The following is a 13,823-nucleotide window of genomic DNA, read 5'->3' on the forward strand; positions in this document are numbered from 1 at the left end:
GGTTCAGTCTCCTTCGGCAGTGTCGCCCGGCGGCAGACTCGCGGCGCGGTCCGCATGCTCCTGCAGGATCGAAATCAGTTCCGCGGCGTCCAGCGGCTTGGCCAGATAACGGTTCATGCCTGCGTCCATGCAGCGCGAGATATATTCGTCGCCCGGATGGGCCGTCATCGCGATAATCGGAATGGCGCCGGCGGCGCCCGGCATCTGCCGGATGGCGCGGGTCGCGCTCAGGCCATCCATTTCCGGCATCTCGACGTCCATCAGTACGAGGTCATAGGGCAGCGTGCGCAGGGCCTGCAACGCCTCGCGGCCGCCGCCCGCTACCACGGCCTCGTGGCCGGATATCTCCACGATCGAGGCCGCGAGCTTCTGGTTCACGGCGACATCGTCGACCACCAGAACGCGCAGGCGCGCGCCGGAGGCGGCAACGGTCCGGCGCGGACGGGCGCTCTCGTCCGCCGCTTCGGCCGGTCCGCCCGCCAGCGCCCGATGGTATCGGGCGCGGCGCACCGGCTGCAGCAACCGCGCATCGAACAGGGCGTCTTCGGCCTCAGGCACCGCCTCGACGACGCCCACCGGCACGGTCAGGACCAGCCGGCAGCGCTTCAGGGCGGCATCCGCCCGCACCCGCGTCGCCAGATCCCCCGCGCCGCCCTTCACGCGCCAGTCGATCACGGCGACCGAATCGCCGCCGGCGGCCCGCAGCTGACGGAGTCCCTCCGCCGGGTCGTCCGTGGATCGCACCGCCGCGCCCCAGCATTCGGCATAGCGGGCGGCAACTTCGCGCACCACGCCGGACGGACCGACCAGAATCACCTTGACACCATCGAGGGAGTCGGGGGCTTGCGCCTGCTTGCCGGATCGTATCGGCAGGTCGACGCGGAAGGTCGAACCGCCGCCATCCTCGCTTTCGACCGAGATCTCGCCACCCATGGCGTCCACCAGGCGGCGTGAGATCGCGAGCCCGAGTCCCGTGCCGCCGAACCGTCTGGAAATGCCGCCCGCCTGGCTGAACGGGCGGAACAGGCGGGGCAGAACGTCGGCGGGAATGCCGATGCCGGTATCGGTGACTTCGATGCGCAGCATGGCGCGCGACTGCGGCGCCAGCGTCGCCGTCAGCGTGACCGAGCCCTCCTCGGTGAACTTGATGGCGTTGCTGAGCAGGTTGAGCAGCACCTGGCGCAACCGTCCGGCGTCGGCGGTCAGGATGTCCGGCACCTCCGGGGCGATGTAGCTGGCCAGTTCGAGCCCGCTGGATTGCGCCCGTTCCGCCATCAGGCCGACGGTCCCTTCGATGGTTCGGGCCAGTTCGAAAGGACTGTCGTCCAGTTCCACCCGGCCCGATTCGAACTTGGTCAGGTCCAGGATGTCGTTGATCAGGTTGAGCAGCGCGTCCGCCGATTCCTTGATGATGTCGGCGTAGGAGCGCTGTTGCGGGTCGAGCTTCGTGCCCTGTAGCAATCCGGTCATGCCGATGATGCCGTTCATCGGGGTGCGGAGTTCATGGCTGATCGTGGCGAGGAATTCGGATTTGGTGCGGTCGCCGGCCTCCGCCGCCTGCCGGGCGGTCTCCGCCGAACGGTGGGCCGCCTCCAGCCTTTCGATCAGGTCCGTGTTCTGGAACCGGAGCGAGAAGGATTCCCTGAACCGCTTGTTGAGGATGCGCAGCCAGCCCAGCAGCACCGCGAAGCCCAGCAGACCCATGGCGGCTGTGGCCATGCCGAGTTCGTCACCAGTCAGCGCGAGCATGAGCAGCAGCGGCGCAACCGTCGGCACGGCGAGCGCGATGAAGGCCGGCGGATAGAGCGCCCTGTGGACGATGGCGGCAAACAGCGAGCCGAAGGTGAGCAGGGCCAGAAACGCCTGATGCGGATAGGAACCGGGGTCGAAATAGCCCGCCAGGCAAGAACCCCAGATCACCCCGACCACAGCGGAAAGCGCGACATACCGCAGGCCCCAGGCCTCGGCGTTTTCCGGCGCGGTGCCTGCCGCCTCGAACGCCTTTCGCAACCGGTCGCCGGCGATCGTGAACAGGGCCGCGCCGACGATCAGGACGATTGTCGGCCACAGTGCGCGGTCGACGAAGACGGTGCCGAGAATCGCGACCAGAATGAAGGGACTGACCCGCAGCCGGGATGAATCGCGGATCAGTTCCGCGATCATGGCCGCGCGGATGCGGGAATCGCGGTCGAGGGACGACGAATCGCCCGCGCTTCCCGCCGGCCGCCGCGGCGTCGCGTCGACGGCCGAAAGCGCACTATCGCCGATGTTCTGCGAAGCGCCGACGCTGTCCATACCGACGCCCACTCCCAAGCGCTGCCCCCTGACCGGTCAAGGTGTCACGACCGGCCGCCAAGGGCAATCTTCCGGGGCGCGGGGCGGCCCGGGCGCGCCTCACCAGGCGGTGTAACCGCCATCGACGACCATTTCGGCGCCGGTGACGAACCGGCTCTCGTCGGACGCAAGATAGACCACGGCGTGGGCGATGTCGGCGGGCTCGCCCAGATGGCCGACCGGATGCCGGCTGGCGATGTAGGCCATGACCTGATCGGGCTCGGGACGCTTGTTGACGGCATTCACCACCATGGGCGTCTCGATGTAGCCCGGATGGATCGAGTTGACCCGGATCGTCAGCCCCGCCTGTGCGGCTTCGACCGCGGCCGACTTGCTCAGCAGCCGGACCCCGCCCTTCGATGCGCAGTAGGCCGCCGTGCCGGCGTTGCCCACCAGCCCGAGGATCGAGGAGATGTTGATCACCGAACCGCCAGGCCGCATGCGGCGGAAAGCGAGCCGGGTCCCGAGAAAGACCGAATCGAGATTGACCGACTGCACGCGCCGCCACTGGGTGAGCGTGGTCTCGGCCAGGGGCCGGTTCTCACCCAGGCCTGCATTGTTCACCAAAACGTCGAAGCCGCCGAAGGCCTCTTCCGCCTCGTCGGCCACCTCGTCCCAGCGCCCTTCGACAGTGACGTCCTGCGCCAGGGCCAGGACTCCCCCGCCCGCATCCGCAATCTCGGCGGCAACGGTATCCGGCGCGGCCAGGTCGGTGACGACAAGGCGGGCGCCCTCGGCAGCGCAGCGCAGTGCGGATTCCCGGCCCAGCCCGGAGGCCGCGCCGGTGATCCAGATGACCTTGCCGTCGAGCCGGCCCATGTCAGCGGACAGCGCCGGAGGCCTTCAGCCGTTCGATCTCATCGCCGGTAAAGCCCCACTCGGTCAGCACCTCGTCGGTGTTCTGACCCGGATCGGGCGCGACCGTCGGCCGGCCGTTGGGCGTGCGGGAGAAGCGCGGCGCGGCGTTCGGCTGCACCACCCCGTCTATGTCGATGAAGGTCTCGCGCGCCTTGTTGTGCGGATGCTCCGGCGCTTCGTCCATATCCAGAACCGGCGCGAAACAGACGTCGGAACCTTCCATGATCTCCGTCCATTCGTCGCGGGTCTTCGTCCTGATGACCTTCCCGAGCTTTTCCGAATATTCGGGCCATTTTTCCGGGTTCATCTGCTCCGACATCTCCGCGGGGTCGATGCCGGTCTTCTCGAGCAGTTCGGCGTAGAACTTCTTCTCGATGGAGCCGATGGAGACGTACTTGCCGTCCTTCGTCTCGTAGACGTCGTAGAAATGCGCGCCGGTGTCCAGGATGTTGGAGCCTCGCTCCTGCTTCCAGCGCCCGGCCGCCTTCATGCCGTAGATCGCAGTCATCAGGTTGGAGGCGCCGTCGATCATCGCCGCGTCGACCACCTGGCCGTTGCCGGATTCCCTGGCCTCGATCACCGCAGCGAGACAACCGAAGGCGAGGTAGAGCGCACCGCCGCCGAAATCGCCGACCAGGTTGAGCGGCGGCACCGGCCCGCTGTCGCTGCGCCCGATGGCGTGCAGCGCGCCGGTGAGCGCGATGTAGTTCATGTCATGTCCGGCCGCGTGTGCGATCGGCCCTGTCTGGCCCCAGCCGGTGACGCGGCCGTAGACCAGCTGCGGATTGCGCGCCCAGCATTCGTCGGGCCCCAGGCCGAGACGCTCGGTGACGCCCGGACGCATGCCCTCGATCAGGATGTCGGCCTTCTCGACCAGGCTGAGCACCGTCTCGACGCCTTCGGAGGTCTTGAGATTCGCCGCCACCGACCGCTTGGAACGGTTGAGCAGGTCCCACTTGTTGCTGCCCCGGTCAATGCCGAGATCCGCCGCCTCCTGGCGGTCGATGCGGATGACGTCGGCGCCCAGATCGCCGAACAGCATGCCGCACATCGGCCCCGGGCCGATGCCCGCCAGTTCGACTACCTTGATCCCGCTGAGGGGTCCCTGACCGCGCATGATTGTTTCCTCCCCGTGCAAACCACTTGCTGAGGCGGAGAGTGCCCGCTTATCGGGCCCCACTCAAGGCGGCTTTCGCGCGCCTCACACCCGCAGGATGGAACGGCCGGCGTAGATCCCGTCGGGGCCGAGCTGATCCTCGATGCGGAGAAGCTGGTTGTACTTGGCCGTCCGGTCGGAGCGGGCCAGCGAGCCGGTCTTGATCTGGCCGCAGTTGGTGGCGACCGCCAGGTCGGCGATCGTCGAGTCCTCGGTTTCGCCCGAACGGTGCGACATCACCGCGGTATAGGCGGCCGTGTGCGCCAGTTCGACCGCCTCGAGCGTCTCGGAGAGGGTGCCGATCTGGTTGACCTTGACCAGGATCGAGTTCGCCACGTCGCGCGCAATACCGTCAGCCAGCCGCTCCGGATTGGTGACGAACAGGTCGTCGCCGACAAGCTGGATCCTGTCGCCCAGACGCTCGGTCAGCGCCGCCCAGCCGACCCAGTCGTCCTCGGCGCAGCCATCCTCGATGGAGATGATCGGATAGCGGGAACAGAGGTCGGCGTAGTATTCGACGATGCCTTCGGCGTCGAGCGACTTGCCCTCGCCTTTCAGCTCGTAGCGGCCGTTCTCGAAGAACTCCGTCGACGCGGCGTCGAGCGCCAGGAACACGTCCTCGCCCGGCAGATAGCCGGCGGCGGCGATCGACGACATAATGAAACCAAGGACTTCGTCGGCGCTTTTCAGAGATGGCGCGAAACCGCCCTCGTCGCCGACATTGGTGTTGTGGCCGGCGTCCTGCAGCCGCTTCTTCAGCGAGTGGAAGATCTCGGCGCCGCAGCGAAGCGCCTCGGAAAAGGTCTCCGCGCCGACCGGCATGATCATGAATTCCTGGATATCGATCGGATTGTCGGCGTGGGCGCCGCCATTCAGGATGTTCATCATCGGCACCGGCAGGGTGCGCGCAGAGACGCCGCCGACATAGCGGTAGAGCGGCTGCATCAGCGCGTCGGAGGCCGCCCGCGCCGCGGCCAGGCTGACGCCAAGGATGGCATTGGCGCCGAGACGCGACTTGTTGGGCGTCCCGTCCAGCTCGATCAGCATGCGGTCGATGGCGAGCTGGTCGGTAGCGTCCATGCCGGAGATGGCGGAGAAGATTTCGCCATTGACCGCCTCGACGGCCTGGCGCACGCCCTTGCCGCCATAGCGCTCATCGCCGTCGCGCTTCTCGACGGCCTCGTAGGCGCCCGTGGAAGCCCCCGACGGCACCATGGCCCGGCCGAACCCGCCGGTCTCCAGATGCACCTCGACCTCGACGGTCGGGTTGCCGCGGCTGTCGAGTATCTCGCGGCCAATGATGTCGATGATGGCGGTCATCGGAACCCTCACTATGGCTTGTTGTCTTGTTTTCCTGCTGTCCGGCGGTCAGGCGAAACCGAGGCGCTGCAAGAGGTAAACCAGCAGGGCGAAAATGACAAAGGCGATCATGGGCGCGCGGGCAAAGCGCCACACCTAGCGCCAGTCCGGCGGGCCCTTGCGGAAACGCGGCGACTCGCGGTGGGGCTGGCGCGGGCGGCGGTCCATCGCCTCAGAGCGACTTGGCGAGCCCGTCGAAACGCTTCAGCGTGGCGATCAGACCCTCGAGCTGGTCCAGCGGCACCATGTTCGGTCCGTCCGACGGCGCGTGGTCCGGGTCCTGATGGGTCTCCATGAAGATCGCCGCGACCCCCACGGCGGCTGCGGCCCGCGCCAGACAGGGCACGAAGCGCCGGTCGCCGCCGGAACTGCCGCCCTGCCCACCCGGCTGCTGCACCGAGTGCGTGGCGTCGAACACCACCGGGCAGCCGGTCTGTTCCGCCATGATCGGCAGGCTACGGAAATCGGTGACGAGCGTGTTGTAGCCGAAGCTGGCGCCGCGTTCGCAGACCGAGACGTTGCCGTTGCCGGTGGAGCGGATCTTGTCGACCACGTTGACCATGTCCCAGGGCGCCAGGAACTGGCCCTTCTTCACGTTGATGGCGCAGCCCGTCTCCCCGGCGGCGAGCAACAGGTCCGTCTGGCGGCAGAGAAAGGCCGGAATCTGCAGCACGTCGACATGCGGCGCGACCTCGGCGCACTGGGCCTCGCTGTGGACGTCGGTCAGCACCGGCAGGCCGATATCACGGCGGATCTCGTCGAAGATCGCCAGCGACTTCTCCAGTCCCAGGCCACGCCTGCCCTTCAGGCTGGTGCGGTTGGCCTTGTCGTAGCTGGTCTTGTAGATCACCGGCACGTCGAGCCGGCGGCCGATCTCCCGGATCGCCTCCGACATCATCAGCGCGTGATCCCGGTCCTCCAGCTGGCAGGGCCCCGCGATGATGACGAGCGGCAGGTCGTTGCCCATCTCCACCGCCCCGGCGGTCATCCGGCCCGGTGTCGGCGTCTTCGCGGTATCCGCCATGGCGTTGTTCCTAGACCAGTCGCGACTGCTTCACGGCCGCCTCTATGAAGGAGGCGAACAATGGATGTGGCTCGAAGGGCCGCGATTTCAATTCGGGATGGAACTGCACGCCGATGAACCAGGGATGGTCGGACAGTTCCACGATCTCCGGCAGGCGGCCGTCCGGCGACAGGCCGGAAAAGACCATGCCGTTCGCCTCCAGCGCCTCACGGTAGTTGATGTTGACCTCGTAGCGGTGGCGGTGACGTTCGCTGATCGAGCGGCTGCCATAGATTTCCGCAACGCGGCTGCCCTCCTTCAGATCGCACGGATAGCGCCCGAGGCGGAGCGTGCCGCCCATGTCATCCTTGCCCGTGCGCCGCTCCTTCTGCCCGCCCTCGCGTTCCCATTCGGTCATCAGGCCGACCACGGGGTCCTGGCACGGGCCAAATTCTGTCGTGTTGGCGTCGTTGAGGCCGACAAGGCTCCGGGCGGCCTCGATGACCGCCATCTGCATGCCGAAGCAGATGCCGAAATACGGCACCTGGCGGGTGCGGGCGAACTGCGCCGCGCGCATCTTTCCCTGGGCGCCGCGCTCGCCGAAGCCACCGGGGACCAGGATCGCGTTGACGTCCTCCAGGCGCTGCACCGCGCCCTCGTCGGTTTCGAAGACCTCGGAATCCAGCCACTCGACGTCGACGCGGACATTGTTGGCGATGCCGCCATGGCGCAGCGCTTCGGCCAGCGACTTGTAGGCGTCGGGCAAGCCCACATACTTGCCGACGATACCGACCTTCACCGCACCCTCCGGATTGCCGACGCGCTCACCGATCAGGCGCCAGCGGCTCAGATCCGGTTCGTCGGTGGAATCCAGACGGAAGTGGTTCAGCACCTCCACGTCCAGCCCCTGGGCATGGAACATGATCGGCGCGTTGTAGATGTTGTCGATGTCCGGCGCCTGGATGACGGCCTCCGGCCGGACATTGCAGAACAGCGCGATCTTGCGCCGCTCGCCTTCCGGAATGCCGGTCTCGCAGCGGCAGACCAGCATCTCGGGCTGAATGCCGATGGAACGCAGTTCCTTCACCGAGTGCTGGGTCGGCTTGGTCTTCAGCTCGCCCGCGGCGCGGATGAAGGGCACCAGGGTGAGGTGCACGAACATGGCACGGTCGCGGCCGAGTTCCTGGCCCAACTGGCGGATCGCCTCCAGGAACGGCAGGCTCTCGATATCGCCTACCGTGCCGCCGATCTCGACCAGGACGAAGTCGTGGCCCTCGGTGCCCGCCAGGATGAATTCCTTGATGGCGTCGGTGATGTGCGGAATCACCTGCACCGTGGCGCCCAGATAGTCGCCGCGGCGTTCGCGCTCGATCACGGTCTGGTAGATGCGGCCGGTGGTGACATTGTCGGCCTGGTTGGCCGCGACGCCGGTGAAGCGTTCGTAGTGGCCCAGGTCCAGGTCCGTCTCGGCCCCGTCCTCGGTGACGTAGACCTCGCCGTGCTGGTAGGGACTCATGGTCCCCGGGTCGACGTTGATATAGGGGTCCAGCTTGCGCAGCCGCACCGTATAGCCGCGGGCCTGCAGCAGCGCGCCCAGAGAGGCGGATGCCAGTCCTTTGCCGAGTGAGGAAACCACGCCGCCGGTGATGAAGATGAACCGCGTCATGGACCTTCCTTCTATCGGAAAACGCGCAGGCGACAAAGCGCCGATCCGCGGACCGGCGCAAGCGGCAGGAAAACCGGCGGATTAATCGGATTGCGGGACAGCCGGACCTTCGGGCTGCGCGGGTGCGGCAGGGGCCTGCTGCTGCACCGGCTGGTCGAGAATCGATCCCGATTCGTCCTTGCCCCCGACCAGGATGGCCAGGATGATCGACGTGGCGATGAACATCGCCGCCAGCACCGCCGTGGTCCGCGTCAGCAGATTCGCCGTGCCCCGGCCGGACATGATGCCGCCCATGCCGCCGCCCGATCCGCCACCGATGCCGAGCGCACCGCCTTCGGACCGCTGCATGAGGATGACGCCGACCATCGCAATGGCGATCAGGACGTGGATGACGGTGATGATGGTAAGCATGGGCTGCGGAAATTCCGGGCTGACTTGGGGCTGGGGCGGCTTTTACACACTATCAGATCGGATGCAATGCCCGGCTGGTCAAGCGGCCGGCCTCAGACCTTCGCCGCCGCGGCGATGGCAAGGAAATCCTCGGCCTTCAGACTGGCCCCGCCGACCAGCGCGCCGTCGACCCCGTCGACCGCCAGCAGCGCCCCGGCATTGTCGGGCTTGACGGAACCGCCATAGAGAATGCGCAGGTCGTCGGGGAAGAAATCCTCGGCCACGGTGCGGATATGCCGATGCACATGGGCCACGTCCTCGGCCGTCGGCGTGTGTCCCGTACCGATCGCCCAGACGGGTTCGTAGGCGATCACCGCGTTCTCCCGCGTCGCCCCCGACGGCATCGACCCCCGGAGCTGGTGCGAGAGCACGAGTTCGGTTTCCTCGGCCTGCCGCTGCGCCTCGGTCTCGCCGATGCAGACGATGGCGACGAGGCCCGCCTCCAGCGCGGCTTCGGCCTTTGCGCGGATCAGGTCGTCGTCCTCGCCGTGGTCGATGCGCCGTTCCGAATGGCCGACGATGACATGGCTGCAGCCGATGTCCTTCAGCATCCAGGCGGAGATGTCGCCGGTGTGCGCACCCTTCTCGGCGATATGGCAATCCTGGCCGCCCAGCGCCACGCGGTCGCGGATCCCGGCTTCCTCCAGCGCCCGCGCCATGATCGGGATCAGCGTCGCCGGCGGACAGATCAGAAGTTCCGCACCGCCGGCGCGTCCGATACCATCCGCCAGCGCCCTGACCTGCTCCGCGGCGTCAGCGGCAAGTCCGTTCATCTTCCAGTTGCCGGCAATCAGCATCACCATACCCCCTGCTGGATCCATATGGAGTGCATAGCGCGGATCGCGCCCGAGGTCACCCGTCGCAAGGGCGCGCGGCGGTTGCGGGGCGCGCGGGGCGCGACTAATGTCCGCCAGCCGAATTCCAAGCGCGGAGCCGCGAGACAGCACCATGATGCAGAAGACGCAAAAGGGCATGGCCAAATGGGTCGTCCGGGCCCTGCTGGTCCTCCTGATCCTCAGCTTCGCGCTGTGGGGTCTGAACGACTTTGTCGGAACGGCCCCGAATGCCCCGGTGGCCACCGTCGGCGACCGCGAGATCGAGAGCCAGCGCTTCGTCAACGAGGCGCAGCGGCGGATCCAGTTTCTCTCCCAGCAGCAGAACCGGCCCATCGATCCGGAACTCGCCATCCAGATCGGGCTCTACAATCAGGTCCTTTCGGGGATGGTCGACAACGCTGTCCTGGCCGAGGAAGCCGAGGAACTCGGTCTTGGGGTAACCGACGATGCAGTGGCCATCGAGATCCGCAACGACCCGGGGTTCACGGGCCCGACCGGGAACTTCGACCGCTTCCGCTTCGAGGAAACCTTGCGCCGCGCCGGCTTTTCAGAGGGCGAGTTCGTCGAGAGCCTGCGGCAGGACATGCTGAACCGGCAGATCGAGTCGACCATGACCGCGGGTCTGGCCCAGGGCCCCGCCCCGATGGCGCGCGCCATCCTGGCCTGGCAGCTCGAAAGCCGGGACCTGCGCATCCTCAGGCTGCCCAATGATGCTCTGGCCACCGCGCCGGAGCCGGACGAGGCCGCATTGCGGGCCTATCACGAGGCCAACCCTGTCCCCTTCACCGCGCCGGAGCGCCGTTCGGCCCGCATCATCCTGGTGCGGCCGCAGGATCTGGCCGAGAACATCGAAGTCTCCGAAAGCGAGATCGAAGAATCCTATCAGGCCCGGCTGGCGGAGTTCACCCGCCCGGCCAGCCGCGCCGTGAAACAGGCGATCTTCGCCGACGAGGCCGCCGCCGAAGATGTGCTGGCGCGGATCAACGAGGGCGTGGCCTTCGACAAGGCCGTCGAGGATGCGACCGGCTCCGCGCCGATCGATGTCGGCCGCATCGGACCCGGAGACCTGCCCGACCGCGTGGCCGAGGCCGCCTTCGCCGCCGGGGAAGGCGAGGTTGCCGGACCGGCGCAGAGCGATTTCGGCTGGCACCTGGTTCACGTCACGGAGGTCACCGAGGAGGACGTCCAGCCGCTTTCCGAGGTGCGGGATGCCGTGGCGCAGGATCTGAAACTGGACCGCGCCATCGGCGATCTGATCGGCATCTCCAACCGCATCGAGGACGAACTGGCCGGCGGCGCAAAGGTTGCCGAGGTCGCCGATATCCTGTCGCTGAAGATGATCGAACTGCCGCCTGTGACCCGCCAGGGCCTGACCCTGGAAGGCGGGAACCCCTCCGAGGGCCTGCCTTCTGCGGCGCTGGAGGAACTGTTCGCTGCCGAACCCGGCGACGACCTGGCGGCGCAGGAACTGGACAACGGCGCGATCCTTCTGGTGCAGACGATGGAAGTGGTCCCGCCCGCCCTGCAGCCCTTCGAGGAGGTGCGCGGCGAGGTTGCTGCCGCCTGGCGGCGCGAACAGCTTGCCGAACTGGCTGCCGCCGAACGCGCGAAGCTGGAACAACGCCTGGAGGGCGGCGAGAGCCTGGAGGACATCGCCGGCGGCTTCGAGGCCGAAGTCGAGACCGCCGAGGGAGTCACCCGTCAGGCCGGCGCCCCGGACCTGAGCGGCGAACTGCGCGACGCCGTCTTCGCCCTGGAGGCCGGCCAGTCGGCCGGCGGCGGCATCCGCGGCGCACAGGTTCTGGTCACAATCGACGCGGTCGAGGAAGCCGATGTCACCGAAAACGGCGACCGGACCGCAGCCCTCGCGGAAGTGATCGGCGAGTCATTCTCGGAAGACGTGCGCCAGACCCTGCTGCAGACGCTCCGTGACGAACACGGCGTCTCGATCAACCAGCGCGCCTTCACCAACGCCGTGGACCCCAACGGCATCTATCTCGAACAGTAGCCTGCCATCGGAACCCTTCCATGAGCTTCACGCCGACCCTTGAGGATTTCCGGACGGTCCATGACGAAGGCCGCGGCCAGGTCGTCTACACGGAGATCGTCGCCGATCTGGAGACCCCCGTTTCGGCCTTCATGAAGCTGACAGACGGCCGTCCCAACTGCTTCCTGCTGGAATCGGTGGAGGGCGGCGCGATCCGCGGCCGCTATTCCTTCATCGGCCTGAAACCGGACCTGATCTGGCGTGCCCACGGCGACAAGGCGGAGATCAACCGCTCCGCCCGCTTCGACCCCGAGGCGTTCGAACCCTGCGCGGAGCCGACGCTGGAAAGCTTCCGCAAGCTGCTGGCCGAGATCCACATCGACCTGCCGCCCGAACTGCCGCCGATGTCGGCGGGACTGTTCGGCTACATGGCCTATGACACGGTCAAGCTGATGGAGCGCCTGCCCTCGGGCAACCGCGACGCGCTGGGTGTGCCGGATGCGCTGTTCGTGCGCCCGACGGTGATGGCGATCTTCGACAGCGTGCGCGACATGGTCACGATCGTGACCCCGGTCTGGCCCGAGGAGGGCGTAAGCGCCAGGCAGTCCTACGCCAGGGCCTGCGAGCGGCTGGCGGATTCGGTGGCCGATTTCGATCGCGCCCTGCCCCACAGCCGCGCAGGCGCCGACGAACTGGCGGAACTGCCGCCGCCGACGTCGAACACGACGCGCAGCGAGTATCACGCGATGGTCGAGAAGGCGAAGGAGTACATCCGCGCCGGCGACATCTTCCAGATCGTGCCGTCCCAGCGCTTCGAGGTGCCGTTCACCCTGCCGCCGCTGGCGCTCTACCGCGCGCTCAGGCGCACCAACCCCTCGCCCTTCATGTATTTCCTCGATTTCGGCGATTTCTCCGTCGTCGGCTCCAGCCCGGAGATCCTGGTCCGCGTCCGCGACGGCCGGATCACGCTGCGCCCGCTCGCCGGCACCCGGCCCCGCGGCGCGACGCCGGCTGAGGACGCGGCACTGGCCGAGGAACTCCTGTCCGATCCGAAGGAGCTGGCCGAGCACCTGATGCTGCTCGATCTGGGCCGCAACGACGTTGGCCGCGTGGCGAAGATCGGCACAGTCAACGTGACCGAGAAGTTCGTCATCGAACGCTACAGCCACGTCATGCACATCGTCTCCAATGTGGAGGGCGAACTGGACGACAGCCACGACGCGCTCGACGCCCTGATCGGCGGCTTTCCGGCCGGCACGGTCTCCGGGGCGCCGAAGGTCCGGGCGATGGAGATCATCGAGGAACTGGAAAAGGACAAGCGCCATCTCTACGCCGGCGGCATCGGCTATTTCTCGGCCGGCGGCGCCATGGACACGGCGATCGTGCTGCGCACCGCCGTGGTCAAGGACGGGGTGATGCACGTCCAGGCCGGCGGCGGCGTTGTCGCCGACAGCGACCCCGAAGCCGAGTATCAGGAGACGGTGAACAAGGCCAAGGCGCTGATGCGCGCCGCCGAGGAAGCCGTCCGCTTCGCCGCGCGTTCGGGGAACATGCGGTAGAGTCGTCTGACCACACTCCGTCACCCCCGCCCCTGTGCGAGGGCCCGGTGCGGCTTCGCCGCGAGTCAATGAATTGACCGGATGCCCGCACGAAGGCGGGCAAGACCTATTTCTCCGGAACCGGAAACGCCTTCGCGTAGTCGGCGAGCTTCGCCTTCCAGTCCGCCGGCATGGCCTGGGCGGCAATGGCGCCGGGGCCGACATGGCGGATGTGGACGCCCGTCAGCTTGCCGGTGAAACAGACGTCGCCCGCCATGGTGCGGGAAATGAAATGCAGATCGAAGGACGACGCGCCCAGCCTGCCCACGTGGACGGCGATGTCGATGGCCTGCCCCGCCGGCACCGGCTTCAGGAAGTCCATCGAGGCGTGGACCATGGGGGTGCCGGTGCCGCTTTCCGTCTGCATGTCCCGCCAGTGGCGGCCGGTGAGCGCGATGAAGAAATCCTCCGCCGCCTCGACCATGTAATCCAGATAGGTCCCGGTGTAGACGATCCCCGCCGGATCGGAATCGCCCCAGCGGACCAGACGGCGGACGGTGAAGGGCGCGCGCGCGACCACCTGGGGCGTGCGCGGGTCGGTCGTATTGTCTTTCAAACCGGATTTCCTGTTGCGGC

The 13,823-nt window shown here is 67.4% G+C and carries 11 protein-coding genes; 2 read left to right on the plus strand and 9 right to left on the minus strand.

Features of this window, described 5'->3' with window-relative positions; translation table 11 throughout:
- Window positions 1–3 precede the first annotated feature (3 nt).
- The 8 genes from CWC60_RS08330 to tpiA form a co-directional block, all read right to left on the minus strand.
- Window positions 4–2,295, minus strand: a complete 2,292-nt coding sequence (locus tag CWC60_RS08330) for an ATP-binding protein (protein ID WP_109793538.1) — start codon at window positions 2,293–2,295, stop codon at window positions 4–6.
- A gap of 99 nt (window positions 2,296–2,394) precedes the next feature.
- A complete protein-coding gene (locus CWC60_RS08335) occupies window positions 2,395–3,153 on the minus strand; it encodes an SDR family NAD(P)-dependent oxidoreductase (RefSeq protein ID WP_109793539.1) in 759 nt (252 codons plus the stop codon).
- Between the two features lies 1 nt (window position 3,154).
- Window positions 3,155–4,309: a CaiB/BaiF CoA transferase family protein gene (locus CWC60_RS08340; protein ID WP_109793540.1), complete on the minus strand. Its 1,155-nt coding sequence runs from the start codon at window positions 4,307–4,309 to the stop codon at window positions 3,155–3,157.
- A gap of 84 nt (window positions 4,310–4,393) precedes the next feature.
- A complete protein-coding gene (gene eno / locus CWC60_RS08345; RefSeq protein ID WP_109793541.1) occupies window positions 4,394–5,668 on the minus strand; it encodes a phosphopyruvate hydratase in 1,275 nt (424 codons plus the stop codon).
- A gap of 211 nt (window positions 5,669–5,879) precedes the next feature.
- Window positions 5,880–6,731 (minus strand): 3-deoxy-8-phosphooctulonate synthase, encoded by an 852-nt coding sequence (gene kdsA / locus CWC60_RS08350; RefSeq protein WP_109793542.1) that lies wholly within the window; start codon window positions 6,729–6,731, stop codon window positions 5,880–5,882.
- Between the two features lie 10 nt (window positions 6,732–6,741).
- On the minus strand, window positions 6,742–8,376 hold the full coding sequence (locus tag CWC60_RS08355) for a CTP synthase (RefSeq protein WP_109793543.1): 1,635 nt from the start codon (window positions 8,374–8,376) through the stop codon (window positions 6,742–6,744).
- Window positions 8,377–8,457: 81 nt separating this feature from the next.
- The gene (gene secG / locus CWC60_RS08360; RefSeq protein WP_109793544.1) at window positions 8,458–8,787 is read right to left on the minus strand and encodes a preprotein translocase subunit SecG; all 330 of its coding nucleotides are present in this window, start codon (window positions 8,785–8,787) and stop codon (window positions 8,458–8,460) included.
- 92 nt (window positions 8,788–8,879) lie between these two features.
- A complete protein-coding gene (tpiA, locus tag CWC60_RS08365) occupies window positions 8,880–9,629 on the minus strand; it encodes a triose-phosphate isomerase (RefSeq protein WP_109793545.1) in 750 nt (249 codons plus the stop codon).
- Window positions 9,630–9,774: 145 nt separating this feature from the next.
- Here tpiA and CWC60_RS08370 point away from each other — a divergent pair, with 145 nt between their 5' ends.
- On the plus strand, window positions 9,775–11,670 hold the full coding sequence (locus CWC60_RS08370) for a peptidylprolyl isomerase (protein ID WP_164516437.1): 1,896 nt from the start codon (window positions 9,775–9,777) through the stop codon (window positions 11,668–11,670).
- Between the two features lie 20 nt (window positions 11,671–11,690).
- The gene (gene trpE, locus CWC60_RS08375) at window positions 11,691–13,208 is read left to right on the plus strand and encodes an anthranilate synthase component I (protein WP_109793547.1); all 1,518 of its coding nucleotides are present in this window, start codon (window positions 11,691–11,693) and stop codon (window positions 13,206–13,208) included.
- A gap of 106 nt (window positions 13,209–13,314) precedes the next feature.
- On the opposite strand, the gene CWC60_RS08380 is transcribed toward trpE, so the two are convergent.
- A complete protein-coding gene (locus CWC60_RS08380) occupies window positions 13,315–13,803 on the minus strand; it encodes an acyl-CoA thioesterase (RefSeq protein ID WP_109793548.1) in 489 nt (162 codons plus the stop codon).
- Between the last annotated feature and the right edge of the window lie 20 nt (window positions 13,804–13,823).

It is taken from the genome of Minwuia thermotolerans (genome assembly GCF_002924445.1).
In the GTDB taxonomy this organism is placed as follows: domain Bacteria; phylum Pseudomonadota; class Alphaproteobacteria; order Minwuiales; family Minwuiaceae; genus Minwuia; species Minwuia thermotolerans.

What these genes read in the sequence shown, in the direction of transcription:
- CWC60_RS08340 (WP_109793540.1), bottom strand. Translation starts at nt 4,309, where the DNA reads ATGCGCGGTCAGGGACCCCTCAGCGGGATCAAGGTAGTCGAACTGGCG.
- secG (WP_109793544.1), bottom strand. Translation starts at nt 8,787, where the DNA reads ATGCTTACCATCATCACCGTCATCCACGTCCTGATCGCCATTGCGATG.
- CWC60_RS08330 (WP_109793538.1), bottom strand. Translation starts at nt 2,295, where the DNA reads ATGGACAGCGTCGGCGCTTCGCAGAACATCGGCGATAGTGCGCTTTCG.
- CWC60_RS08335 (WP_109793539.1), bottom strand. Translation starts at nt 3,153, where the DNA reads ATGGGCCGGCTCGACGGCAAGGTCATCTGGATCACCGGCGCGGCCTCC.
- tpiA (WP_109793545.1), bottom strand. Translation starts at nt 9,629, where the DNA reads ATGGTGATGCTGATTGCCGGCAACTGGAAGATGAACGGACTTGCCGCT.
- trpE (WP_109793547.1), top strand. Translation starts at nt 11,691, where the DNA reads ATGAGCTTCACGCCGACCCTTGAGGATTTCCGGACGGTCCATGACGAA.
- eno (WP_109793541.1), bottom strand. Translation starts at nt 5,668, where the DNA reads ATGACCGCCATCATCGACATCATTGGCCGCGAGATACTCGACAGCCGC.
- CWC60_RS08355 (WP_109793543.1), bottom strand. Translation starts at nt 8,376, where the DNA reads ATGACGCGGTTCATCTTCATCACCGGCGGCGTGGTTTCCTCACTCGGC.
- kdsA (WP_109793542.1), bottom strand. Translation starts at nt 6,731, where the DNA reads ATGGCGGATACCGCGAAGACGCCGACACCGGGCCGGATGACCGCCGGG.
- CWC60_RS08370 (WP_164516437.1), top strand. Translation starts at nt 9,775, where the DNA reads ATGATGCAGAAGACGCAAAAGGGCATGGCCAAATGGGTCGTCCGGGCC.